20 protein-coding genes are annotated in these 23,821 nt (G+C 68.1%); 12 read left to right on the top strand and 8 right to left on the bottom strand.

Annotated elements, in window-relative coordinates:
- Window positions 1-119: 119 nt before the first annotated feature.
- Together groES and recR are read right to left on the bottom strand one after the other, a co-directional pair.
- On the bottom strand, window positions 120-407 hold the full coding sequence (gene groES, locus DI605_RS00390) for a co-chaperone GroES (protein WP_293967706.1): 288 nt from the start codon (window positions 405-407) through the stop codon (window positions 120-122).
- A 180-nt stretch (window positions 408-587) separates the two neighbouring features.
- Entirely contained in the window at window positions 588-1,184 is a 597-nt protein-coding gene (gene recR / locus DI605_RS00385; RefSeq protein ID WP_293967670.1) for a recombination mediator RecR, read from the bottom strand.
- 258 nt (window positions 1,185-1,442) lie between these two features.
- On the opposite strand from recR, the gene fmt reads away from it, so the two are divergent.
- Window positions 1,443-2,354 carry a methionyl-tRNA formyltransferase gene (gene fmt / locus DI605_RS00380; protein ID WP_293967667.1) on the top strand — a complete coding sequence of 304 codons (912 nt, stop codon included), beginning with the start codon at window positions 1,443-1,445 and terminating at the stop codon, window positions 2,352-2,354.
- Window positions 2,351-3,088, top strand: a complete 738-nt coding sequence (gene truA, locus DI605_RS00375) for a tRNA pseudouridine(38-40) synthase TruA (protein WP_293967664.1) — start codon at window positions 2,351-2,353, stop codon at window positions 3,086-3,088. Before fmt ends, truA begins: the two co-directional genes overlap by 4 nt.
- Window positions 3,089-3,130: 42 nt before the next feature.
- Here truA and DI605_RS00370 read toward each other — a convergent pair whose 3' ends face one another.
- The 3 genes from DI605_RS00370 to DI605_RS00360 form a co-directional block, all read right to left on the bottom strand.
- Window positions 3,131-3,589, bottom strand: coding sequence for a DUF3617 domain-containing protein (locus tag DI605_RS00370; protein ID WP_293967661.1), 459 nt, complete (start codon window positions 3,587-3,589; stop codon window positions 3,131-3,133).
- 60 nt (window positions 3,590-3,649) lie between these two features.
- The gene (trxB, locus tag DI605_RS00365; protein WP_293967658.1) at window positions 3,650-4,660 is read right to left on the bottom strand and encodes a thioredoxin-disulfide reductase; all 1,011 of its coding nucleotides are present in this window, start codon (window positions 4,658-4,660) and stop codon (window positions 3,650-3,652) included.
- 308 nt (window positions 4,661-4,968) lie between these two features.
- Entirely contained in the window at window positions 4,969-5,388 is a 420-nt protein-coding gene (locus DI605_RS00360; protein ID WP_293968836.1) for a low affinity iron permease family protein, read from the bottom strand.
- Between the two features lie 125 nt (window positions 5,389-5,513).
- Here DI605_RS00360 and def point away from each other — a divergent pair, with 125 nt between their 5' ends.
- On the top strand, window positions 5,514-6,047 hold the full coding sequence (def, locus tag DI605_RS00355) for a peptide deformylase (protein WP_293967656.1): 534 nt from the start codon (window positions 5,514-5,516) through the stop codon (window positions 6,045-6,047).
- A 233-nt stretch (window positions 6,048-6,280) separates the two neighbouring features.
- Here def and DI605_RS00350 read toward each other — a convergent pair whose 3' ends face one another.
- Window positions 6,281-6,670: a four-helix bundle copper-binding protein gene (locus DI605_RS00350; RefSeq protein ID WP_293967653.1), complete on the bottom strand. Its 390-nt coding sequence runs from the start codon at window positions 6,668-6,670 to the stop codon at window positions 6,281-6,283.
- 122 nt (window positions 6,671-6,792) lie between these two features.
- On the opposite strand from DI605_RS00350, the gene rmuC reads away from it, so the two are divergent.
- The 7 genes from rmuC to DI605_RS00315 all read left to right on the top strand — a co-directional run bounded on the left by rmuC (window position 6,793) and on the right by DI605_RS00315 (window position 20,066).
- Window positions 6,793-8,247 (top strand): DNA recombination protein RmuC, encoded by a 1,455-nt coding sequence (gene rmuC, locus DI605_RS00345; RefSeq protein ID WP_293967651.1) that lies wholly within the window; start codon window positions 6,793-6,795, stop codon window positions 8,245-8,247.
- Window positions 8,248-8,345: 98 nt separating this feature from the next.
- Window positions 8,346-9,746: an APC family permease gene (locus tag DI605_RS00340; protein ID WP_293967648.1), complete on the top strand. Its 1,401-nt coding sequence runs from the start codon at window positions 8,346-8,348 to the stop codon at window positions 9,744-9,746.
- A gap of 180 nt (window positions 9,747-9,926) precedes the next feature.
- Complete coding sequence (locus tag DI605_RS00335) at window positions 9,927-11,309, top strand: efflux RND transporter periplasmic adaptor subunit (protein ID WP_293967645.1); 1,383 nt, start codon at window positions 9,927-9,929, stop codon at window positions 11,307-11,309.
- 127 nt (window positions 11,310-11,436) lie between these two features.
- A complete protein-coding gene (locus DI605_RS00330) occupies window positions 11,437-14,631 on the top strand; it encodes an efflux RND transporter permease subunit (RefSeq protein ID WP_293967642.1) in 3,195 nt (1,064 codons plus the stop codon).
- A gap of 145 nt (window positions 14,632-14,776) precedes the next feature.
- Window positions 14,777-18,001, top strand: a complete 3,225-nt coding sequence (locus DI605_RS00325) for an efflux RND transporter permease subunit (protein WP_293967639.1) — start codon at window positions 14,777-14,779, stop codon at window positions 17,999-18,001.
- A complete protein-coding gene (locus DI605_RS00320) occupies window positions 17,998-19,452 on the top strand; it encodes an efflux transporter outer membrane subunit (protein ID WP_293967636.1) in 1,455 nt (484 codons plus the stop codon). Before DI605_RS00325 ends, DI605_RS00320 begins: the two co-directional genes overlap by 4 nt.
- Window positions 19,413-20,066 (top strand): phosphatase PAP2 family protein, encoded by a 654-nt coding sequence (locus DI605_RS00315; protein WP_293967634.1) that lies wholly within the window; start codon window positions 19,413-19,415, stop codon window positions 20,064-20,066. Before DI605_RS00320 ends, DI605_RS00315 begins: the two co-directional genes overlap by 40 nt.
- A 21-nt stretch (window positions 20,067-20,087) precedes the next feature.
- Here the strand turns inward: DI605_RS00315 and DI605_RS00310 are convergent, their stop codons facing one another.
- Both DI605_RS00310 and DI605_RS00305 read right to left on the bottom strand, forming a co-directional pair.
- Entirely contained in the window at window positions 20,088-21,260 is a 1,173-nt protein-coding gene (locus DI605_RS00310) for a S41 family peptidase (RefSeq protein ID WP_293967632.1), read from the bottom strand.
- Complete coding sequence (locus DI605_RS00305) at window positions 21,257-22,240, bottom strand: hypothetical protein (protein WP_293967630.1); 984 nt, start codon at window positions 22,238-22,240, stop codon at window positions 21,257-21,259. Before DI605_RS00305 ends, DI605_RS00310 begins: the two co-directional genes overlap by 4 nt.
- Here DI605_RS00305 and DI605_RS00300 point away from each other — a divergent pair.
- Both DI605_RS00300 and DI605_RS00295 read left to right on the top strand, forming a co-directional pair.
- Window positions 22,221-23,231, top strand: coding sequence for an adenosine deaminase (locus DI605_RS00300; RefSeq protein WP_293967628.1), 1,011 nt, complete (start codon window positions 22,221-22,223; stop codon window positions 23,229-23,231). The genes DI605_RS00305 and DI605_RS00300 overlap by 20 nt on opposite strands.
- Window positions 23,228-23,749 (top strand): phosphoribosyltransferase, encoded by a 522-nt coding sequence (locus tag DI605_RS00295; protein ID WP_293967626.1) that lies wholly within the window; start codon window positions 23,228-23,230, stop codon window positions 23,747-23,749. The genes DI605_RS00300 and DI605_RS00295 overlap by 4 nt, the downstream gene beginning before the upstream one ends.
- The last annotated feature ends 72 nt before the right edge of the window (window positions 23,750-23,821 follow it).

Here is a 23,821-nt window from a genome sequence, read left to right as displayed (position 1 = left end):
AATTCCTTCTTCCTGAAAGACCCGCTCGTGCCGAGCGAAGTCAAAGCACGTGTTCAAGCGCCCCGCCCACTGTCCCTGCCTCGCCTTCGCTCGGAACGGACGGGGGCGGAGCCGTCAGGTCAGCCGACGATCCCCAGGATGTCGCTTTCCTTCATGATCAGCAGATCCTTGCCGTCCACCTTGACCTCGGTGCCGGACCACTTGCCGAACAGGATGCGATCGCCTTCCTTGACGTCCAGCGGCGTGACCTTGCCGTCCTCGGCCTTCGCGCCGGTGCCGACGGCGACGACCTTGCCCTCCTGGGGCTTTTCCTTGGCGGTGTCGGGGATGATGATGCCGCCGGCCGTCTTTTCCTCGGCCTCAACGCGTTCGACGAGCACGCGATCGTGCAGCGGTCGGAAACCCATGTCTGTCCCTTTCCTGCAATGAAGGCAGGGTAAAAGGCTGCAAGCCCCCCGATCCCCGCCCGTTGCTTCAAAACCTGTTGGCACTCGCCTGCGGTGAGTGCCAGCGCGCATATGTGGAGGGGGTCGGGCAGTGTCAAGCGGACCGCCGAAAGAGTCTGGCGGGGTGCCCGCAGGGCGGGTTCAGCCGACCGGGCGGCGGGCGCGCAGTGCCTGCGCGAGCGTGCCCTCGTCCAGATAATCCAGCTCGCCGCCCACGGGCAGGCCATGTGCCAGCTGGGTGACGCGCACCGGAAAGCGCTCGATCCGCTCGGCCACATAATGGGCGGTCGTCTGGCCTTCCAGCGTGGCGTTCATCGCCAGCACCACCTCGTCGATGCCGCCCGCCTCGATCCGCCCGATCAGGCGATCGATGCCGAGATCCTCCGGGCGGATCCCCTCGAGCGCGGAAAGGCGCCCGCCGAGAACATGGAAGCGGCCGGGGAAAAGCCGCGTGCGATCCAGCGCCCAGAGATCGGCCACCTCTTCCACCACGCAGAGCATGCGCGCATCGCGGCGCGGATCGGCGCAGATGGCGCAGGGGTCGGTCGTGTCGACATTGCCGCAGGTGGAGCAGGTGGCGAGCTTCTCGTCCACGGCCTCCAGCGCGCGCAGCAACGGCGAGAGCGCGGTTTCGCGCTTCTTGAGGAGATGCAGCACGGCACGCCGCGCCGAGCGCGGGCCGAGCCCCGGCAGACGGGAGAGCGCTTGCGTCAGCGCATCGATTTCGGGGGAGGCCATTGCGGGGAGAGATAGGGGCTTGCCGTGCCGCCGTCGACATCCGGAGCCGGATGCCGAAACAAGTTCGGTGAGACGGTGCGGGGAGTTTGTTTGGAAATGCGCGGAAGAGCGCATTTCGGAGGCGGCACCGGCCCGCTCCCCCACCCGGCCTCCCATCTAGGATATTCTGTTTGGGAGGCCGGGTGGGGGAGCGGGCCGGCACAGCCTTACGCCGAACGCGCATTCTCAAACGGCCCCCAAGGCTCTAAGCGGCCAGGCATGCGCCTCGCCTTCATGGGAACGCCCGATTTCGCGGTGCCGACGCTCGATGCGTTGGTGGCGGCCGGGCATGATATCGCCGCCGTCTATTCGCAGCCGCCGCGCCCGGCCGGGCGCGGCAAGGCGCCGCAGCCGGGGGCCGTGCACAAAAGGGCCGATGCGCTGGGGCTGGAGGTGCGCTGCCCGGTATCGTTGCGTGATCCGCAGGCGCAGGCGGAATTTGTGGCGCTGGGCCTCGATGCGGCGATCGTGGCGGCTTATGGCCTGATCCTGCCGCAGCCCGTGCTGGATGCGCCCAGGCTCGGCTGTCTCAACGTGCATGGCTCGCTGTTGCCGCGCTGGCGGGGGGCGGCGCCGGTGCAGCGCGCGATCCTCGCCGGCGATGTCGAGACGGGCGTGACGATCATGCAGATGGAAAAGGGGCTGGATACCGGCCCGATGCGACTGATCCGCTCGACGCCGGTGGCAGGCAAGACGGCGGGCGAGCTGACCGCCGAGCTGGCGGCGATGGGTGCCGCAATGATGGTGGAGGTGCTGGCCGATTTCGATGCCTTTCCGGCGATCGCGCAGCCGGATGAGGGCGTCACCTACGCGGCCAAGATCGAGAAGGCCGAGGCGCGGATCGATTTTTCGGCGCCGGCCGGGCAGGTCGTACGGCAGATCCTCGCCTTCAATCCGGCGCCGGGCGCCTTCTTCGAGACGCAGGGCGAGCGCGTGCGCGTGCTGGCGGCAGAGGTGGCCGACGGCCGTGGCGAGCCGGGAACGGTGCTGGATGACGCGCTGACCATCGCGTGCGGCACAGGCGCGATCGCACCCGGCAGGGTTCAGCGCGCGGGGCGGGGGGCGATGTCGGTTGCGGAATTGCTGCGCGGTTTCGCGGTTCCCGCGGGCACGCGGCTGGCGGGCGCGTGACGCGTTTCCGCCTTGCCGTGGAGTTTGATGGCGGGCCTTACATGGGCTGGCAGCGGCAGGCGCACGGGCCGAGCGTGCAGCAGGCGATCGAAGTGGCTGTTCACGCGGTGACCGGCGAGGAAACCGCCGTCCACGCCGCCGGGCGCACCGATGCGGGCGTGCACGGGCTGGGCATGGTGGCGCATGTCGATGTCGCGAAGGACATCGCGCCCTTCCGGCTGATGGAGGCGCTGAACGCGAAGCTGAAGCCGCAGCCGGTGGCGATCCTGGCGTGTGAGGCGGTGGCCGATGACTGGCATGCGCGCTTCTCCTGCCTCGGCCGTTCCTATCTCTACCGGATCGTGAACCGGCGCGCGCCGCTCGCGCTGGAGAGGGGGCGGGCCTGGCGGATCGCGCGGCCGCTGGACGCAGCGGCGATGCACGCGGCCGCGCAGATCCTGGTCGGCCGGCACGATTTCACCACCTTCCGCTCGGCGCACTGCCAGGCGGAAAGCCCGGTCAAATCGCTCGACCGGCTCTCCGTGCGGCGCGAGGGCGATCATGTGCTGGTGGAAGCGGGGGCACGCTCCTTCCTCCACCATCAGGTGCGCTCGATGGTCGGTTGCCTCGCCCTCGTGGGGCAGGGGCAATGGAGCGCGGCGGATCTCAGCGCCGCGCTGGAGGCGCGCGATCGCGCCGCGCTGGGGCTGAACGCGCCGCCGGACGGCCTGTATTTCGTGGATGCGACATATTGAGGGACGATGGCGCGCGACACCGCACGGTGAAGGGAACCCTCCCTATTTGCAGGGCCCCACGCGCTTGCCGCTGAGCGTGGCGGTCATGGCCATCGCCATCTGGCCGGTGGCCTTCGTCTGGCTGCGCGCGGTGAAGCTCGTCGGCGTGTAGCGGCCGGAGGAGCTTGCCGTCATCGTGCCGGTGGGGCGCTTGCAGGTGATTTCGCTGTCAAACGCGCCGCCCACCATCCTGTAGCGCGTGACGGTGCAGCTCTTGTCCCCCTTCATCATCTCGCGCGGGCCCTGTTGGGCCTGATCGGGCGTGACGCAGCTGCGGATGCTGGTGGGCCGGCCGCGCATCGCCTGCGCGACGGCGGGTGGCGCATTGGGGATGCTGATCGTCTCCACGCGCGAGGTGATTTCCCACAGGCCGGGCTGGATCGGCCCCGCCTGCGCCGCGCCGGCCGCCAGCATGGCCGCCGGCACGAACCATGCCGCGAAAGCCCGCATCCCCATCGCCATCCTCTCCCCTCTCGAGTCCGGCGATCCTACGCCGGGCAGCGGGCGTGGTGAAGCGGGTGCCTATCCCGCATGCTCGATCATCGGATCGACGGGATGGCCGGCCGCCTCGTCCTCCGGCACGGGATAATCGGCTGCCTGGAGGAAGCGTTCGGCATCCAGCGCGGCCATGCAGCCCGTGCCGGCGGCGGTGATCGCCTGGCGATAGACCTTGTCCATCACGTCGCCCGCCGCGAACACGCCGGGAATGTTGGTGAGGCTCGTGCCGGGGCGGGCGTTGATATAGCCCTCCTCGTCGAGATCGAGGCCCGTGCCCTGGAAGATGGCGGTGGCCGGCGAATGGCCGATCGCGACGAAGCCGCCGTCCACGTCCAGCAGGCTGAGTGCGCCCGTCTGCGTGTCGCGCAGTTCGATCGCGACCAGACCGGCCGCGCCATCGCCTTCCACGAAGCGGGCGACCTCCTTGTTCCACAGCACGTTGATCGATTGATGCTTGAACAGCCGCTCCTGCAGGATCTTCTCGGCGCGCAGCGAATCGCGGCGGTGGATGAGCGTCACGTCATGGCTGTGATTGGTGAGGTACAGCGCCTCTTCCACGGCGGTGTTGCCGCCGCCGATCACGGCCACCTTCTTGCCGCGATAGAAGAAGCCGTCGCAGGTGGCGCAGGCCGAGACGCCCTTGCCGCCCAGCTCCGCCTCGCCAGGTGCGCCCAGCCACTTGGCCTGCGCGCCGGTGGCGATGACGAGCGTGTCGCATTTATAGACGGTGCCGCCATCGCCCTTCAGCGTGAAGGGGCGTTCGGAAAGATCGACATCGACGATCGTATCCCACATCATCGTGGCGCCGACATGTTCGGCCTGGGCCTGCATCTCCTCCATCAGCCAAGGCCCCTGGATGACTTCGCGGAAGCCGGGATAATTTTCGACATCGGTGGTGATGGTGAGCTGGCCGCCGGGCTGGAGCCCCTGGACGACGATCGGCGAAAGGCCGGCGCGCGCGCCATAGATGGCGGCGGAAAGCCCGGCGGGGCCTGATCCCAGGATCAGCATGCGGGTGGAGTGGACGGCGGTCATCAATGGCCTCTTGCAGCGCGGTTCGTGGCCCCGAGATAGGGATCACGACCCCGGCTAGGCAACCGCCGAAGGGCAAGATGCTCGCCGCGGCCGAAACGGGGCCGCGGCGAGCGGCTATGCGCACGCAACGATACTGGAATGATCTTCGGATGGAGGCCGAGGGGACGTTCGGCCTGCACGATCTTCTCTAGGGTGAGTCGGTTAATTCCAGCCTAAGCGTGATTAGACAAAGGTCGAAAAGCACGGTTTTCCGGGCCACGGGAGTCCCGCCCGGAAATGCATGAATATTCGGGATTCCGGCAGGGATATCAGCGGCGGCGGATAAGGTGGCGGAGATATTCGTTGCTGTTCGGCTTGTTCGACGCGATCTCCTGATCGTCCTGACATTCCAGTTCCAGCTCGGCGCGAATCTTCTCGATCTCGCGTTCCGTCTTGTGTTCGATGCCGATGAACTGGCCGCGCGCATCGTCGATCGCGCGAATCAGCTCGTCCAGCTTGGCCTGCATCGCGGCGGCATCGCGATTCTGCGAATTCTGGATCAGGAACACCATGAGGAAGGTGACGATCGTGGTCGCGGTGTTCACTACGAGCTGCCACGTATCGGAATAATGGAAGATCGGGCCGGTCAGCCCCCATAGCAGGATCACGCTCAGTGCCGCGACGAAGGCGAGCGGTTGGCCGGTGGCGAAGGCGATCTTCGACGAGATCCACGTGAATATCCTGTCCAGCATCGCCGTCTTCCCAATTTCCCATGCCCAGCCCCGCTGCTCTGCCGGGGCCATGCGGAAGGATCGATCATGCTGATCGATCGTGGCGGGTTGAAGGCGGTTTCACCCGCGCATAAATAGCCGGCATGGCCATTCGCCCGATCCTTGAGGCGCCGGATCCCCGGCTGCGCGTGAAATCCGTTCCCGTGGACACGGTGGACGACGATCTGCGGGCGCTGATCGCGGACATGTTCGAAACGATGTATGACGCGCCGGGCATCGGCCTGGCGGCGGTGCAGATCGGCGTGCCAAAGCGCGTGCTGGTGATCGACCTGCAGGAGCAGGAAGGCGAGGATGGCGAGCGCATTCGCGAACCGCGCGTCTTCATCAATCCCGAACTCAGCGATCCGGCCGAGGACAAGTCCGTCTACAATGAGGGCTGCCTCTCTGTGCCCGATCAATATGCCGATGTGGAGCGCCCGGTGGCGATCCAGGCGCGCTGGCTGGACGAGGATGGCGTGCAGCATGACGAGCGTATCGAAGGCATGCTTGCCACCTGCCTCCAGCACGAAATGGACCATCTGGAGGGCGTCCTCTTCATCGATCACCTGTCGAAGCTGAAGCGCGACATGGTGCTGAAGAAGCTGGAAAAGGCCCGCAAGCTGCGCCGCGCGGCATAAGCCGCCCCCGGGCTCGCTTCATGCCGGGCCTATTTCGGCATCCCTGATCCAAGGCGTGCGCCGGGCAGCGATGCCGGTGCCGGAAGCCCGAAACGGGTTCGATCCATACCTTTCGAGCGAGAAGCCGGCCTGCTCCCGCGCATTCGGGAGCAGGATAGTCCGCGATCCCCCCGTTCCTGATGAACGGAGGCCCGAGCGGTTCACGGCGGGGTGGATGGGGTCGAGGGCCTTCCTCAGTGCAGGGTGGCCAGCGCCTCGCGGCAATCATCGGCGCATTCGCGGCACATCGTGGCGCACAGCGCGCAATGTTCGTGCGCATGCTTGTCGCATTCGGCGGCGCAGATCATGCATGCCTCGATGCAGGCGGTGAGCGTGGCGCGCACCATCGCATCGTCATCCCCGGTCATGCGCGTCGCCACCTTCGCCGCCGCCGTGCACACGTCCGCGCAATCCATGCAGGTGCGGATGCACTGCGACATGTCCATGCCTTCGGCCGAGCAGGCATCGGCGCAGGAGGTGCAGAAGAGGGCGCAATACATTGCGTGCTTGGCGGCGAGCGCGAGAGGCTCGTTGATGTGGCCGGCAACCTTGGGGTGAAGACCGATCATCTTGCGGACGGACATGGGCGCTCTCCTGCTCGCGGGCCATTCTTTCCCCCAACAGCGGGGGCGGCCCTGCGTTCCTGCCAGCTTGCAATTGAACGGGCGCCGAGGCAAGTTCGCATAATGTTCCGGATGAGGTGTGGATGTCGATCGCGGTGGTCCTGATCGCGCTGGGAGCGCTGCTGCTGGGGGCGGCGATCGGCTGGCTGCTGCGGGCAGGCCCGCTGGCGGCTGCCGAGCGGAGTGCCGCCGAACTGCCGCCCCTGCGGCTGATGGTGGAAGGGCTGACCCGCGAGCGGGATGTGTGCCGTGCCGAGCGTGATGCGGCGCGGCTGGATCTGGTAGAGGCGCGGACGATCGCGGGCCGGGTCGATGCGCTGGAGGCGGCGCTCCGTGAGGAGCAGGGGCGCGCAAATGGCCTTGCCGCCGAGAAGGCTGCGTTCGAGCGGGGCGAGGCGGAGCGCGCGCGGGCGCATGCGGCGCAGATCGATCAGATGCGCGACATGGGCGCGCAGCTCGACGCGCGCTTTCAGGAACTGGCCGGCAAGGCGCTGGGCGACGCGCAGAAACAGTTTCTGGAGCGCGCGGACCAGCGCTTCGCGCAGGCGGGCGAGAAAAGCGAGGCGCAGTTGAAGGCGCTGCTCCAGCCGGTCGAGACGACGCTGAAGCAATATGACGAGAAATTGGGCGCGATCGAGAAGGCGCGCGTCGATTCCTATGGCGGGCTGAAGGAGGCGGTGGCCCAGCTTGCGCAGGGCAATGAAGTGGTGCGGCGCGAGACGGCACGGCTCACGAACGTGCTGCGATCCAGCCCCAAGCATCGCGGCCGCTGGGGCGAGGAGCAGCTGCGCACGATCCTCGAATCGGCGGGGATGACCGAGAATGTCGATTTCTCGCTGCAGACGAGCATCAGCGATGGCGAGCGCCAGCTGCGCCCCGATTGCGTGATCAACCTGCCCGGCGGGCGCACCATCGTGGTCGACGTCAAATGCCCGCTCGTCCATTTCGAGCAGGCCTATGACGAGGAGGATGAGGCGGTTCGCGCCGCGCTCCTCCTGAAACATGCCGATGCGATGAAGGCCTATGCCGCCGATCTCGGCCGCAAGGGATATTGGCGGCAATTCGATCTTTCGCCCGATTTCGTCATCATGTTCGTGCCGGGCGAGCATTTCCTGTCCGCCGCCGCCGAGCGTGCGCCGGACCTGATCGAGCAGGCGTTCCGATCGGGCGTGATCATCGCCTCGACGATCAACATGCTGGCGCTGGCCAAGGTGATGGCCGGCATGTGGCGGCAGGAGGGGTTGGCGCGCCAGGCGGAGGAGATCGGCAAGCTCGGCAAGGATCTCTATGCCCGCCTCGCCAAGATGGGCGATCATGTGACGCGGCTGGGCAAGAACCTGAATCAGGCGACCGGCGCCTACAATGATTTCGTGGGATCGCTGGAAAGCCAGGTGCTGACGCAGGCCAAGCGCTTCGAGGCGCTGAAGATCGACACGGCCGGCAAGAGCATCGATCCGCTGCCGATGGTGGAGCAGACGGTGCGCCCGCTGACGAAGCTGGCGACCACGCCCGAACTTCCGGCCGAAGCGGCGGAATAGGCGCAGCGGGACGACGGAATCGGACGGGGCCGGGGGGCTATGGCGGGGAATGATCGAATCGGCGGCCCTCCGGGGGTGCCCCCGGCGCGATCGCGCTGATGGAGATCGAACCGCACAAGCTGCCGCCCGTGCCCCACGGGCTGCCGGGCCTGCCCCGCTCGCTCGGCGTGGCGGGCGTCCTGTTCCTCACGCTTTCGGCGACGACGCCGGCATCCTCCGTCTTCGTGATCGTGCCCGGCATGCTGCGTGCGGCCGGATCGGGCACGCTGATCGCGCTGGCGATCGCCGCGCTCGTCTGCGTCGCGACCGCTTATGTCTATGCGGAGCTTTCCTCCGCCTGGCCGATCGCGGGCGGCGAATATGTGATGGTGGCGCGCACCCTCGGGCCGACGACGGGCTTCGTCGTGCTGGGCGTGAACGTGGTCAACAATCTGATTTTCACCCCGGTGGTGGCGCTGGGGGTGAGCGACGTGCTCGCCCGCGTTTTTCCCGGCCTGCCGCAGGTGCCGGTCGCGCTCGCGCTGGTGGCAGTGGCGACCGGCGTGGGGCTGCTCAACATCCGCACCAACGCGCTCGTCACCGGCCTCTTCCTGATCGTGGAGCTGATCGCGCTTGCGGCCCTGGTCTGGGCGGGATTGGCCGTTCCCGCGCACGATCCCCTCGCCCTGCTCCTCCATCCGCAGATGCCGGGTGCGTCGGGCCTCGTGCCCGCCACTCCGGCCGCGATCGGCACCGCCACGACGATCGCGATCTTCGCGCTCAACGGCTATGGCATGGCCGTCTATTTTGGCGAGGACATGCGCGATGCCCCGCGCCGGATCGGCGGCGTGGTGCTGCTCGCGCTGGTGCTGGTGCTGGTGACGGAGATCGTGCCGGTCGCCGCCGCGTTGATCGGCGCGCCGGACCTCGGCACCTTCCTCACCGGCGAGGATCCGTTCGGCGCGCTGGTGGCGATGCGCGGCGGCAGGGCCATGGGGAATTGGGTGGCGGCTGGCGTGGCACTCGCGATCGCCAATGCGGCGATCGTTTCGGTGTTGGCGTTCGCGCGATTCTTCTATTCCACCGCGCGCGATGGCGTGTGGGGCGGCCGGCTCGATATCCGGCTGCAGGCGATTCACCCTCGTCTGGGCTCGCCCTGGATCGCGACATTGGTGATCGGCGCTGCGGGTCTGCTCTGCTGTCTGCTGCCGCTGGATCTGCTGCTGGTGCTGAGCGGCGCCGGCCTCGTCCTCACCTATGCCGCCATCGCGCTGGCGGCGCTCGTCGGGCGCAGGACGGGCGCGACAGCGCATGCCGTCTATCGCATGCCGCTGTTTCCGCTGGCACCCGTCCTGACGCTGGCGGCGCTGATCTATGTGGTCTGGGCGAGCTGGTGGGATGTCGAGGAGGGGCGGCCGGGCCTGATCGCCACGGGCGCGCAGGTGGCGATATCGATCCTTTATTACCGCTTCGTCATATGCCGGCGCGGCGTCTGGACGACGCGCGATCCACGCAATTAGCCGATTCCTGCCGGACAATAGTCAGCGTTCGTTCAAGAAGGTTGGATTTTCTGCGCCCAGCGCGGATACCTTATTCTTTCTCGAGCGCAATTCCGCGTTGCAGTGCTGCAATCTTACGACGAATAAGGCGATCAAAGGGGCAGGGCTGCATACGAGCGGCCCAGGGTTCGAAGGTGACAGATGGAAGATAACAGGGACGAGCCGGTAGCCCGCTCACCGCATGCGCGACGCAATGCCTGGATCGTGATCGTGGTGCTCCTCGTGGTGGCGGGTCTGGCCTGGGCGTTCACGCGCAGCGGCGGCTCCGGCGGAGCGGGCGCATCGGCCCGCGCTGGCGGGGGTGCCGGCGGCCCTGGTGGGCCGGGTGGCCCCGGAGGCCCGGGCGGCGGCGGACGGCGCCAGGCGGCGACGGTGGGCACCGCGACCGTGACGGCGGCGGACATGCCGGAGACGATCGCCGCGATCGGCACCGTCACACCCATCGTGACCGCCACCGTGCGCCCCCAGCTTTCGGGCAACATCTTCACGATCAACTTCACCGAGGGACAGATCGTGCGGCAGGGCCAGCTGCTCGCGCAGATCGATCCGCGTCCCTATCGCCTCGCGCTGGCGCAGGCCCAGGCGAATCTAGAGCGCGATCTCGCCCAGCTCAACCTCGCGCAGGTGACGCTCAAGCGTTACCAGACGCTGCTTTCGCAGGATTCGATCGCGCGGCAGGAGGTGGACACGCAGGCCGCCAGCCTCAAGCAATATGAGGGCACCGTCGCTGCGGATCGCGCGGCGATCGGCACGGCGAAGCTCAACCTGCAATATACCTCGATCACGGCGCCCGTTTCGGGCCGGATCGGCCTGCGCCAGGCGGACATCGGCAATTATGTGACCCCCGGCGACACGGCGGGCATCGCCGTCATCACCCAGACCACGCCGATCGACGTGGCCTTCGCCCTGCCGCAGGCGGATCTCCAGCGCCTGATCGCGCGGCGCGCGGGCGGCGGCGCCCTGCCGGTGACGGCGAAGGACCAGGGCGGCACGACCGTTCTGGCAGAGGGCAATTTCCTTACCTTCGACAACCAGATCGATGCCACCACCGGCACGGTGAAGGCGAAGGCGCGCTTCACCAATGCGGGCAGCACGCTCTTTCCCAACCAGTTCGTGAATGTCGTGCTCGTGGCGGATACGCTGCGCGGCGTGGCGACCGTGCCGGTGACGGCCGTACGCCATGGCGCGAACGGCGATTTCGTGTTCACGCTCCAGCCTGACAAGACCGCCAAGCTGGCGCTGGTGAAGACCGGCCCCGCCAGCGGCACGCGCATCGCCGTGCTTTCCGGCGTGAAGACGGGCGAGACGGTGATTACCGAGGGCGCCGACAATCTGGATGACGGCTCTCCGGTGCTGCTGCCCGGCGACAAGCGGCCGGAATTCACCCGCAAGAGCGGCGGCTTCTTCTCGCGGCTGTTCGGCGGCGGCTCTTCGGGCGGCAAGAAGGAAGGCGCCGGAGCGGGCCAATCCGGCGAGCGGCGAGGCGAAGGCCAGCGCCGCCAGCAGCAGGGTGGCGGCCAGTGACGATCGCGGCAGCGCCGTTCCGGGCGGGTTCCGGCGGCCGTTTCGCGACGCGCCTCGCCTGTGAGGATGCGTCCGGCGGCGGCGGCCGCATCGCGGCCGGCCTGAAGCCCCGCGGGAATCGCGCCGCATGAACGCGCCCGTGCCCGTGGAGCAGGAAGAGCTGATCGAGATCGGCCAGGGCCGCGCCAATCCCTCGCGCGGTTTCATCCTGAGGCCCGTCGCGACGACATTGCTGATGATCGCGATCCTGCTCGCGGGCCTGGTCGCCTATCGCTTCCTGCCCGTGTCCGCGCTGCCGCAGGTGGATTATCCCACGATCCAGGTGCGGACGCTCTATCCGGGTGCCAGCCCGGACGTGATGAGCCTGACGGTCACGGCGCCGCTGGAGCGCCAGTTCGGCCAGATGGCCGGGCTGTCGCGCATGTCCTCCGTCTCCTCGGCGGGCGCGTCCGTCATCACGCTCCAGTTCAATCTCGATCTGACGCTGGATGTCGCCGAACAGGAAGTGCAGGCGGCGATCAACGCGGCCAATACGTTGCTGCCGTCGGATCTGCCCGCGCCGCCCGTTTACGCGAAGGTCAATCCCGCCGACGCGCCCGTCATCAGCCTGGGCGTGACGAGCGCCACGCGGCCGCTGGCCGAAGTGCAGAATCTGGTCGACCAGCGCATCGCCAACAAGATCGCGCAGATTTCGGGTGTCGGCCTCGTCTCGCTTTCGGGCGGCCAGCGGCCGGCGGTGCGCATCCAGGCCAATGTGCAGGCGCTGGCCACGCGCGGCCTTTCGCTGGATACGCTGCGCACCGCGATCGCGGCGGCCAACGTGAACGGCGCCAAGGGGAGCTTCGACGGGCCGACGCGCAGCTGGTCGATCGATGCGAATGACCAGCTTGCCACCGCGCAGGAATATAAGGACCTGATCGTCGCCTATTCCGGCGGCGCCCCCGTGCGGCTGAGCGATGTCGCCAAGGTGATCGACGGATCGGAGAATATCCGCATCGGCGCGTGGATGAACCGCCAGCCGGCGATCGTGGTGGACGTGCAGCGCCAGCCGGGCGCCAACGTGATCGGCACGGTGGACGCCATCAAGGCCTATCTGCCGGCGCTGGAGGCGACCATGCCTTCGGACGTGCACGTGACGCTGCTCACCGATCGCACCACCGGCATCCGCGCCTCCGTGCACGATGTGCAGATGGAACTGGTCTTCGCGGTCGTGCTGGTGACGATCGCCATCTTCCTGTTCCTCGGCAGTTTCGAGGCGACGATCATCGCCTCGATTGCCGTGCCGCTGTCGATCGTCGGCTCGTTCGCGGCGATGCACCAGCTGGGCTACAGCCTGAACAACCTGACGCTGATGGCGCTGACGATCGCGTCCGGCTTCGTCGTCGATGACGCGATCGTGGTGACCGAGAATATCGCGCGCCATCTGGAAGCGGGCAAGAAGCCGCTCGCCGCCGCGCTGAAGGGCGCCGAGGAGATCGGCTTCACGATCATCAGCCTGACCGTGAGCCTCGTCGCGGTGCTGATCCCGCTCCTGTTCATGGGCGATGTCGTCGGGCGCCTGTTCCGCGAATTCGCGGTGACGCTGGCGGTGACCATCCTGATCTCGGCCGTGGTGGCGCTCACGCTCGTGCCCATGCTCTCGGCACGCTGGCTGAAGAGCGAGGCGGAGACGAAGCGCCCGCATTTCATCGAGAAGACGATCGAATGGCTCGACAAGGTCTCGCACGAATATGCGCGCTGGCTGGACTGGGTGCTGCTGCGGCAGAAGCTGACGATGCTCGTCTTCGCGGGATCGCTCGTGCTGACGGCGCTGCTGTTCGTCGCCATCCCCAAGGGGCTGTTTCCGGTGCAGGATACCGGCCAGTTGCAGGTGGTGGTCGCGGCGCGGCAGGGCATCTCCTTCCCGGCCATGTCGGAGCTTCAGGGCAAGATCGCCGACGCGATCCTCGCCGATCCGGACGTGGCGAGCCTCAGCTCGAACGTGGGCGTGGACGGGCAGAATCCCGCGCTCAACCAGGGGCGCATGCTCGTCAACCTGAAGGAGGATGGCGAGCGCACCACCAGCCAGACCCGGCTGATCCGGCGCCTGCAGGAGCGCGCGGCCGATGTGGCGGGAGCGACCCTCTACATCCGCCCCGTGCAGGATCTGACGATCGACGCGGAAGGCGGGCCGACCCAGTATCGCTTCGCGCTTCAGGGCGCCGATCAGGCGATGATCGAAGGCTGGGCCGCAAAGCTGATGGCCGAGCTCAAGACGCTGCCGGAGCTCACGAACGTCACGTCCGACGTGCAGAATGACGGCCGTGCCGTGACCGTGAAGATCAATCGCGACACGGCTTCGCGACTGGGCATCTCGGTCGCCACGATCGACAGCGCGCTGTACAATGCGTTCGGCCAGCGCATCATCTCCACGATCTTCACGCAGACCACCCAGTATCGCGTGATCCTGGAAAGCCAGCCGGGCATGCTTTCCAGCCCGCAGATGCTGAACCAGCTCTACGTGGCCACATCGAGCGGGACGGCCGTGCCGCTTTCCACGGTGGCGACCTTCGTGGAAGGATCGGCGCCGCTGCAGGTGGCGCGCGTCGCCCAGTTTCCGGCGGTGACGGTGGGCTTCGATCTCGCCCGGGGCGCCAGCCTCGGCCATGCGGTGGACGCGATCACGGCGGCGGAAAAGCGGATCGGCGTGCCCGAAGCCTCCATCACGACGACCTTCCTCGGCGCGGCCAACGCCTTCCGCGCGAGCCTGCAAAACGAGATCTGGCTGATCCTGGCGGCGATCGTGGTCGTCTATATCGTGCTGGGCGTGCTCTATGAGAGCTTCGTCCATCCGCTGACGATCCTTTCCACCCTGCCTTCGGCCGGCGTCGGCGCGCTGCTGGCGCTGTGGCTGACGGGCAATGATCTGGGCGTGATCGGCATCATCGGCATCGTGCTGTTGATCGGCATCGTGAAGAAGAACGCGATCATGATGATCGATTTCGCGCTGGAGGCGCAGCGCGAGGAGGGCCGCGATCCCGATACGGCGATCCGGCAGGCGGCGCGCCTGCGCTTCCGCCCGATCATGATGACGACCTTCGCGGCCCTGTTCGCGGCTTTGCCGCTGATCTTCGGATCGGGCATGGGCGCCGAACTGCGCCAGCCGCTGGGCCTTTCCATCGCCGGCGGCCTGATCGTGAGCCAGGCGCTGACCCTGTTCACGACGCCGGTGATCTTCCTCCAGTTCGAGGCGCTGTCGCGCCGCTGGGGCCGGAAGGCGCAGCAGCGCGAACTGCCGCTGGAGGCGCCCCCGGCGCCCTCCGCCGCGGGAGCGGAGGCGTGATGCCCGCCCGAAATGCCTCGCCGGAAGGGAAGGGGGGCGATCGCGCTGCGATGACGGCGGGACACAGGCTCCCGCGCGATCATCCCGCCTTTCCCCGCCCGCTGCGCGCGCGATCGCCCGCCTCCGCCAGGCGGGGACGCTTCCGGTGAATCTCTCCGCGCCCTTCATCCGGCGGCCGATCGGCACGCTGCTGCTGACGATCGGCCTGATGATGGCCGGCGTCGCGGCCTTCTTCGCGATGCCGGTATCGCCGCTGCCGCAGGTGGATTTCCCGACCATTTCGGTTTCGGCCAGCCTTTCCGGCGCGAGCCCGCAGACGATGGCGACGAGCGTCGCCTCGCCGCTGGAAAAGCGGCTGGGCACGATTGCGGGCGTGACCGAAATGACCTCGCAATCGGGGATCGGATCGGCGCGCATCACGCTGCAATTCGATCTTTCGCGCAACATAGACGGCGCCGCGCGCGACGTGCAGGCGGCGATCAACGCGGCACGCGCGGACCTGCCGACGACGCTGCGCACCAATCCCAGCTATCGCAAGATGAACCCGGCCGACGCGCCGATCATGATCATCGCGCTGACTTCCGACACGCGCAGCCCCAGCGAAATCTACAATGCCGTTTCCAACGTGGTGCAGCAGCGCCTGCTGCAGGTGCAGGGCGTGGGCGATGTGGAGCTGGGCGGGGCGGCGCTGCCGGGCGTGCGCATCGACATGAATCCGCTGGCGCTCGCCCGCTACGGCATTCCGCTGGAGGATGTACGGACCGCGCTTTCCTCCGCCAGCGCGAACCGGCCGCGCGGCGTGCTGGAAGGGCAGGGCAATGCCTGGCAGATCTATGGCGACATGCCCGGCCTGAAGGCCGCCGATTATGCGCCGATCGTGATCGCGTGGCGCAACGGCGTAGCCGTGCGCCTGAGCGATATCGCCAAGGTGTATGACGGGCCTGAGGACATCAACACGATGGGCCTCTTCAACGGCAAGCGCGCCGTGACCGTCATCATCAGCCGCCAACCGGGCGCCAACATCATCCAGACGGTGGATTCGGTGAAGGCGCAGCTGCCGGCGCTGGCGGCCGCGATCCCGCCCGACATCAGCCTCGCCGTCGCCTCCGACCGCACGACCACGATCCGCGCGTCGCTCCGCGAAGTGGAGGTGACGCTCGTGATCGCCACCCTGCTGGTGGTGGCGGTGGTGTCCGTCTTCCTGCGATCGCTGCGCGCGACGATCGTGCCGGCGGTGGCCGTCGTCGCGTCGCTCTGCGGCACGATCGGCGTGATCTATCTGCTGGGCTTCAGCCTCAACAATCTCTCGCTCATGGCGCTCACCGTGGCGACGGGCTTCGTGGTCGACGACGCGATCGTCGTGCTGGAAAATATCAGCCGGCACATGGAGGAGGGCATGCCCCGCCGGCAGGCGGCGCTGATCGGGGCGCGGCAGGTGGGCTTCACCGTGCTCTCCATTTCGATCAGCCTGGTCGCGGTCTTCATCCCGCTTCTCTTCATGAGCGGGCTGATCGGGCGGCTGTTCCGCGAATTCGCGGTGACGATGACGGTGGCGGTGCTCATCAGCCTCGTCATCTCGCTCACGACGACGCCGATGCTCGCCTCGATCATCCTGAAGGAGCATGATCCCGAGCGTCGCGAAAATCGCTTCGCGGCCTTTGCCGAGCGCCAGTTCCAGAGGCTGGCGGCGCGCTATGAACGCGCGCTGGACTGGGCGCTGGCGAACCGGGGCGCGATGCTGATCCTGCTGGGCGGGGCGGTGGCGCTCAACATCTTCCTGCTCGTGATCGTGCAGAAGGGCTTCTTTCCCGAGCAGGATACGGGATCGCTGATGGGCGGCCTGCGCGCCGATCGCAGCATCTCCTTCCAGGACATGCAGAAGAAGCTCACCTCGATCGTGGGGATCATCCGCAAGGACAAGGACGTCGATACGGTGGTGGCCTTCACCGGCGGCAGCCGCGCGGGCGGCGGCTTCATGTTCGTGAGCCTGAAGCCGCAGCGCCAGCGCGACAGTTCGCGCGTGGTGATCGATCGGCTGCGGCCCAAGCTTGCGAAGATCACCGGCGTATCGACCTTCCTGATGCCGGTGCAGGACATGCGGGTGGGCGGCCGCAGCGGCAATTCCACCTATCAATATTCGCTGACGGCCGACGACACGAAGATGCTGCGCGACGCCGCCGACAAGCTGACCGTGGCGATGAAGAAGGAAAGCGGGCTGACCGACGTGGACAGCGACCGCGCCGATGGCGGTGCCGAAGTCTATGTGAAGGTGGATCGCGATGCCGCCCGGCGGCTGGGCGTGACCACCCAGGCCGTGGACAATGCGCTGTATGACGCTTTCGGCCAGCGCCAGGTTTCGACCATCTATTCGGGCCTTAACCAATATCATGTCGTGATGGGTGTGGCGCCCGAATATACCGGCTCGCCCGAGGCACTGGAGGATGTCTACGTGCCGGGAACCGGCACCGCGACGACCACCGCCACGGCATCGACGACGGCGGGCACCACCTCGAACGTGACGGGATCGACGCCGGTTTCCACCACGGGCCAGCGCGACACGACCACCGGATCCGCCGTCAATACGAGCGTGGCGACGATGATGCCGCTCTCGTCCATCGCCGACTGGGCGACGGGATCGACCGATTCGCAGATCAACCATGATGGCGGTGCGCCCGCCACCACCATCTCCTTCGCGACGGCGACGGGCGTCTCGCTGGGCGAGGCATCGCAGCGCATCGCGCAGATCCAGCGCGACCTGCACCTGCCGGTGGGCGTGGTGGGGAGTTTCGCGGGCACCGCGAAGGTTTTCCAGCAATCGACCGCCTCGATGCCGATCCTGATCCTCTCCGCGCTGGTGGTGATCTATATCGTTCTGGGCATCCTCTACGAAAGCGCGATCCATCCGCTGACCGTGCTTTCCACCCTTCCTTCGGCCGGGATCGGCGCGGTGATCGCGCTGATGCTGTCCGGATCCGCCTTCGATCTCATCGGCCTGATCGGGCTCATCCTGCTCATCGGCATCGTCAAGAAGAACGCCATCATGATCATCGATTTCGCGCTCGATGCCGAGCGCACCCGCGGGCTTTCGCCGATGCAGGCGATCCGCGAGGCAAGCCTGCTCCGCTTCCGCCCCATCCTGATGACGACGCTGGCCGCCGCCTTCGGCGCGCTGCCGCTCGCGATCGGCTTCGGCGAGGGCGCGGAGCTTCGCCGCCCGCTGGGCATCGCCATCATGGGCGGCCTGGTCGCCAGCCAGTTCCTGACGCTGCTGACGACACCGGTCGTCTATCTCGCGCTCGATCGCTTCCGGAAACGCTCGCCGCGCGAACGGATGCTCGCACGGCTCGGTTCAGAAGGGCTGCCGGCATGAGCCGCGTGCGCAGCGGGATTTCCGCCGTCCTGATGTTAGCGCTGGCCGGATGCAGCATGGCGCCCACCTACAGGCCGCCGGCCGTGGCGGGCACGCCGGCCTTCAAGGAAGCGCCGGGCTGGCAGCCGGCGCGGCCGGCCGACGATGTGGCCAAGGGCGAGTGGTGGAAATTGTTCGCCGATCCCGTGCTGGACGATCTGGAGGCGCGGGTGGCGGCGCGCAACCAGAATGTCGCCTCCTTCGCCGCCTCCTATGCCCAGGCGCGCGCCGCGGTGCGCGAGGCGCGGGCCTCGCTCTTCCCCTCGGTCGATCTTTCCGGGCAGAGCACGCGCGCCGGATCGTTCGGCGATACGCAGACGACCATCATCGGCAGCAACGGCACCACCACCAGCGGCGGATCGGGCAGCCGGCGCTTTTCGGTCTCTCTGGGAGGTACGTGGGAACCGGACGTGTTCGGCCGCATCTCCTCCGGCGTGCGGCAGCAGAAGGCGCTCGCGCAGGCGAGCCAGGCCGATCTGCTCAACGCGACGCTGGCGGCCCAGGGCGAACTGGCCACCAATTATGTGCAGCTGCGCGGGCTGGATCAGCAGAAGATCGTCTATGAGGAAACGATCGCGGCCTATGAGCGCGCGCTGAAGATCACCACCAACCGCTACGATCAGGGGCAGGTGGCGCGGGTGGACGTGCTGCAGGCACAGACCCAGCTCGCCAATGCGCGCGCCACCTCCGCCGATATCGATCGCCAGCGCGCGGCCTTCGAACATGCGATCGCGGTGCTGGTGGGCGAGAATCCGTCGAGCTTCGGCCTGCCCGCCGGCCGGTGGAGCCGGGCCGTGCCGCAGGTGCCCGGCATCCTGCCCGGCACGGTGATCGAGCGCCGGCCGGATATCGCGGCGGCGGAGCGGCGCGTGGCGGCGGCCAACCAGGGCATCGGCGTGGAGCGCGCGGCCTTCTTCCCGACCTTCACGCTGACGGGCGATCTGGGCACCCAGACGAGCCGGCTCAGCTCGCTCTTCACCGCCGTCAGCAGCATCTGGTCGCTGGGCGCCTCCACCGCGCTGACGCTGCTCGATTTCGGCGGGCGATCGGCCCGCGTGGCGCAGGCGCGCGCCTCGTTCGATCAGGCGGCGGCCAGCTATCGCCAGACGACGCTCACCGCGATCCAGCAGGTGGAGGACGAACTGGCCGCGACCCGCGTGCTGCAGACCGTATCCGAACAGCGCGTGACGGCGGCGACGGCGGCCAACCGGGTGGAACAGCTCACCCAGAACCAGTATCTCTCCGGCCTGATCGTCTATACCGACGTCATCACGGCGCAGGCGACCGCGCTTTCGGCGCGGCAACAGGAGATACAGGCGATCGTGGACCGGCAGGTTTCGGCCATCACCCTCATCCAGGCGATCGGCGGATCGTGGCCTGCCTCCGCCCCGGCGCAGGCGTCGGGCGGCTGAGCCGGCGCGGCCGCCTGATCGCGGCGGCGGCTTTCCTGCTCCTGCTGTTCGCGCTGGATGCGTGGACGGCGCTGGGCGGAGCCTCCGCCCGGATCGATCGGTTCGCGCTGGTCTGGCTGCGCGATCCGGGTGACGCGCGCTCGCTGATCGTGCCAGCCTGGACGCTGCGGGCGGCGATCGCGATCACGGAAATCGGCGGAGCGACGATCCGCGCGCCGATTGCGGTGGCGGCGGCCGTCTGGCTCTACGTGGCGGGCCGGCGGCGCGAGGCGATCGCCTTCACGCTCGCGGTGGCGAGCGCGGCGATCGCGCTGCCCTTCATCAAGATCCTGTTCGCCCGCGCCCGGCCCGATGCGATGTGGCAGCTGGTGGCGGAGGGCAAGCAGAGCTTTCCCAGCGGTCACGCGCTGGGGGCGGCCGTGACCTTTCCGCTGATGGGTCTCTTCCTGCGCGGCAGGGGCGCGATGCTGGCGGGCGTGGCGCTGGCGCTGGCGATCGGGCTCAGCCGCGTCTTCCTCGGCGTCCACTGGCTGAGCGACGTGGCGGGCGGCTGGCTGCTCGGGGCGGCGTGGGCGTGCGCCACGCTCGCCCTGATGGGGACGCGGCGGCGCTGACGCGCCCATCCGCGCGCACCATCATCGGGCCGCGATCTGCGCCCTCAGCAATTGCCGGGCCTTTTCCAGCGCCGGATCGCGGCCCGCGCGCCGATCGGCCAGCGTGGGGGCGACAGGCACGCGCGGCAGGAAGCCCGTGCCTTCCAGGCGGCGGCCGGCGCTGGTGCGAATATCGAATTCGGCGACCGAGACGATCCCGCCATCCGGCAGCGGATATTCGGCCGCCCCGGTGAGGGCGCCCGCCGTGCGCTGGCCGATCGTGATCCCGCGTCCGCTCTCCTCGATCAGGGCGGCGAGCGCCTCGGCGCCGCTGGCGCTGTCCGGCCCGACGAGCACGGCGAGCGGCCCGAGCCAGGAGCGCGGCCCCGCGCCGCGCGTCGTCTGGTCGCTCTCGCGCGCGGCGATGCGGCGGACGAGCAGGCGATTCTCGGCGAAGAAGGCGCCGGCCACGCGCGCGATCACGTCCGCGTCGCCGCCACCATTGTCACGCAGATCGAGGATCACGGCGGCGGGGGCCGGCTGTTCGAAAATATGATCGGCGAGCCAGCGATCGTCGCCGCGATCGAAGCCGTCCAGCCCGAGCAGCAGCACATTGCCCGGCAGGCGCTCCGCACGGCGGACGGGCGAGGGGGCCTCCATCCCGGCCTCCAGCGTCGCGGGATGATGGCGGCCATCCTCGTCGACGAAATCGAAGCGGGCGCGCTCGCCCGCGCGCGGCACGAAATCGATGTCCACCGGCTGGCCGTCCACCGCGGCCACCTCCCAGCCTATCTCCACGCCCGCCCGCGCGGCCGGGCCATCGGGGCGGACCGAGCGGACGCGCCAGACGTGCGCGCCATCGGGCAGCATGGACATGCCGAAGCCCGCCTCCTCCTCGCCGCGATCGCGCGCGCGGCCGATCGCGATCTGGCGCGGATCGATCACATAGACGTGGCTGTCATGCAGCGTATCCAGCATGTCCCCGATCAGGGCATAGACGGCGCGCCGATCGGGGGCGGCCACGACGCGGGCGCGATACCCGGCGCGGATCGATTCCAGCCGCGCGATGGCGGGCCTGTTCCAGTAGCGGCGCTCGACGATCGAGATGGCGCGATCGAAGATACGGCCGTTCATCTCCGGCCCGTAAGCGGGGGGCGAGGCGGCAGGCAGGAGGGCGAGCAGGCTCGCCAGCAGGGGCAGTCTTGCGATCTTCATTCATGATCGAACGCGCAACGCAGGGTGAGGGTGCGTGGCCGCGCGGAATAAGCGATTTCGGCGCAGCGCGAGAGGCGGTCCCGCCCGATCGTCACCCACGGCTCCGCGCCTTGCGGCCGTTCGCGCCGCGCGACGACGATATCGGCCTCCAGCGATTCGTCCGGCAGGGCATTGTCGCCCCGGAAATCGGCGGTGCGCACCAGCAATTCGGGGAAGCGGAAGCCGGCCATGAGCGGCGGCCGGCCGAAGGCGATCGGCCGCGCCGGCCGCGAGACGCCGAGCATGATCGGCAACGGCCGGGAGACGCCCGCGAAATGACCGTCATAACGCTGGGCGAGGATCGCGCCCGCCGCCGCCGTGCCGCTGGATCGCGCGGTGCCGAGCGAGAAGCGGAGCGTCATGTCCGGCCCGAGCGCGGGCGCGGGCGCGAACAGGCCGGTCCGCTCGTTCAGCGTGATCGGCAGGACGATCGTGCCGGTATCGGCGGGTGCCGTGGCGCTGCGCCAGAGGATCGTTGCATAAGGCAGCAGATCGGGGCCGATCGTGCCATCCGCCCCTTCCGCCGCGATCCGGCGATGTTCGGCCACCAGCACGGGCCGCTTCACCCCGGCGATCACCAGCCGCGTATCGGCGATGCTGCCCCACAGGGTGACGCGGCCGACCGAAATGTGGCGGCCGGCGCTCCATGCGACAGGCAGGCGCGCGGCGGCATCGGGATTGAGCTCGATCGAATCCCATTGATCGAGATCGACACGGAGGCGGAAGGGCTGGCCCGCCAGCTCCGCATCGATCACCGGATCGGCCGCGTCGAGGATGATCTGGTCGATCATCGGCTTGCCGCGCGCGTCGGACGGCGCGGCGTGCGCGGCCGCCAGCAGCATGATCGCAAGAGCGGCCCTGTACGGACGCGGGCGGCTCGGGCTAGGGAAAGCACAGAGCGACCACCAGCGAACGGCCTGCATGACCGACAGCGACTTCATCACTGGCCTGCCCAAGGCCGAACTCCACCTCCATATCGAAGGCAGCCTCGAGCCCGAGCAGATGTTCGCGTTCGCACGGCGCAATCGGATCTCCATCCCTTTCTCCAGCGTGGAGGAGCTGCGCGCCGCCTACAGCTTCAGCCGCCTCCAGGACTTTCTCGATATCTACTATCAGGGAGCGGACGTGCTCCGCACAGAGGAAGATTTTCGTGATCTGGCGCTGGCTTATTTCGAGCGCTCCCATGCCGATGGCGTCACGCACGCCGAAATCTTCTTCGATCCGCAGACGCATACGGCACGCGGCCTGCCCTTCGGCGTCGTCGCGGACGGGCTGCTGGCGGGCATGAAGGAGGCGGAGGAGCGATTCGGCCTCACCTCCAAGCTGATCCTCTGCTTCCTGCGCCATCTGGACGAGGACGATGCCTTCCGCACCTTCGCCGATGCCGAACGCTGGCTGGACAGGATTGCGGGCGTGGGTCTCGATTCGTCCGAGGTGGGGCATCCCCCCTCCAAGTTCGCGCGCGTGTTCGAAGCGGCGGGGCGCGAGGGGCTGAAGCGCGTCGCGCATGCGGGCGAGGAAGGGCCGCCGGCCTATGTGCTGGAGGCGCTGGACCTGCTGCACATCGATCGGCTGGATCATGGCAACCGATCGCTGGAGAGCCCGGAACTGGTGACCCGGCTGGCGCGCGAAGGGATGACGCTCACCGTCTGCCCGCTTTCCAATCACAAGCTCTGCGTTGTCGAGGACATGGCCCGGCATCCGATCGCGGACATGCTGGCACACGGCCTGCGCCCCACGATCAATTCGGACGATCCGGCCTATTTCGGCGGCTATGTGGCCGACAATTATCGCGCGGTGGCCCCGCTCCTGACGCGCGACCAGATGGCGACGCTGGCGCGCAACAGCTTTCTCGGCTCCTTCCTCGACGATGCCGCGGTCACGCGGCATATCGCCGCGATCGACGCCTTCGTTTCCGGAGAAGTGCAATGACCGAACCGACCCTCGTTCCGGTCGCCTACGAACAGTTCGTCTCGGACGTGCACATGATCGCCATCGCGATCGCCGCGAGCCAGTGGCGCCCCGATCATATCGTGGGCATCGGGCGCGGCGGCCTCGTGCCCGGCGCCTATCTCTCGCACCGGACGGGCATCTCGCTCCTGTCGGTGGATTACAGCGCGGGCGTCCCCGGCTTTTCGGACGAGCTGCTGCTGAAGCTGGCGGCCGAGACGAAGGCGGGCGTGCGCATCCTGCTGATCGACGACATCAACGACAGCGGCAAGACGATCGTCGCGCTGAAGGGGGCGATCCTGGGGGCCGGCGGCGATCCGGCCTGCCTGCGCGTGGCCGTGCTGATCGATAATGTGCGATCGCCGGCCAAGGTGGATTATCGCGCGCGGACGATCGACCGATCCGAGGACAAGAGCTGGTTCGTCTTCCCGTGGGAGGCGATGGCGCCCAAGGAAACCCTGATCGAGGAAGCCGAAGAGGTGCCGGAGCGGCTGGCCTGAGGGACGCCCCGCCCGTTTCTTCGGTGAAGAACGGAATGGGAACGATCACAAAGACCGGCTAAAGGGGAGGAT

The sequence above is a fragment of the Sphingomonas sp. genome, from assembly GCF_003248515.1.
Taxonomy (GTDB): Bacteria; Pseudomonadota; Alphaproteobacteria; order Sphingomonadales; family Sphingomonadaceae; genus Sphingomonas_I.
Note: the sequence above shows the minus strand (reverse complement) of the source record. Positions and strands in the feature narration are given on the sequence as shown.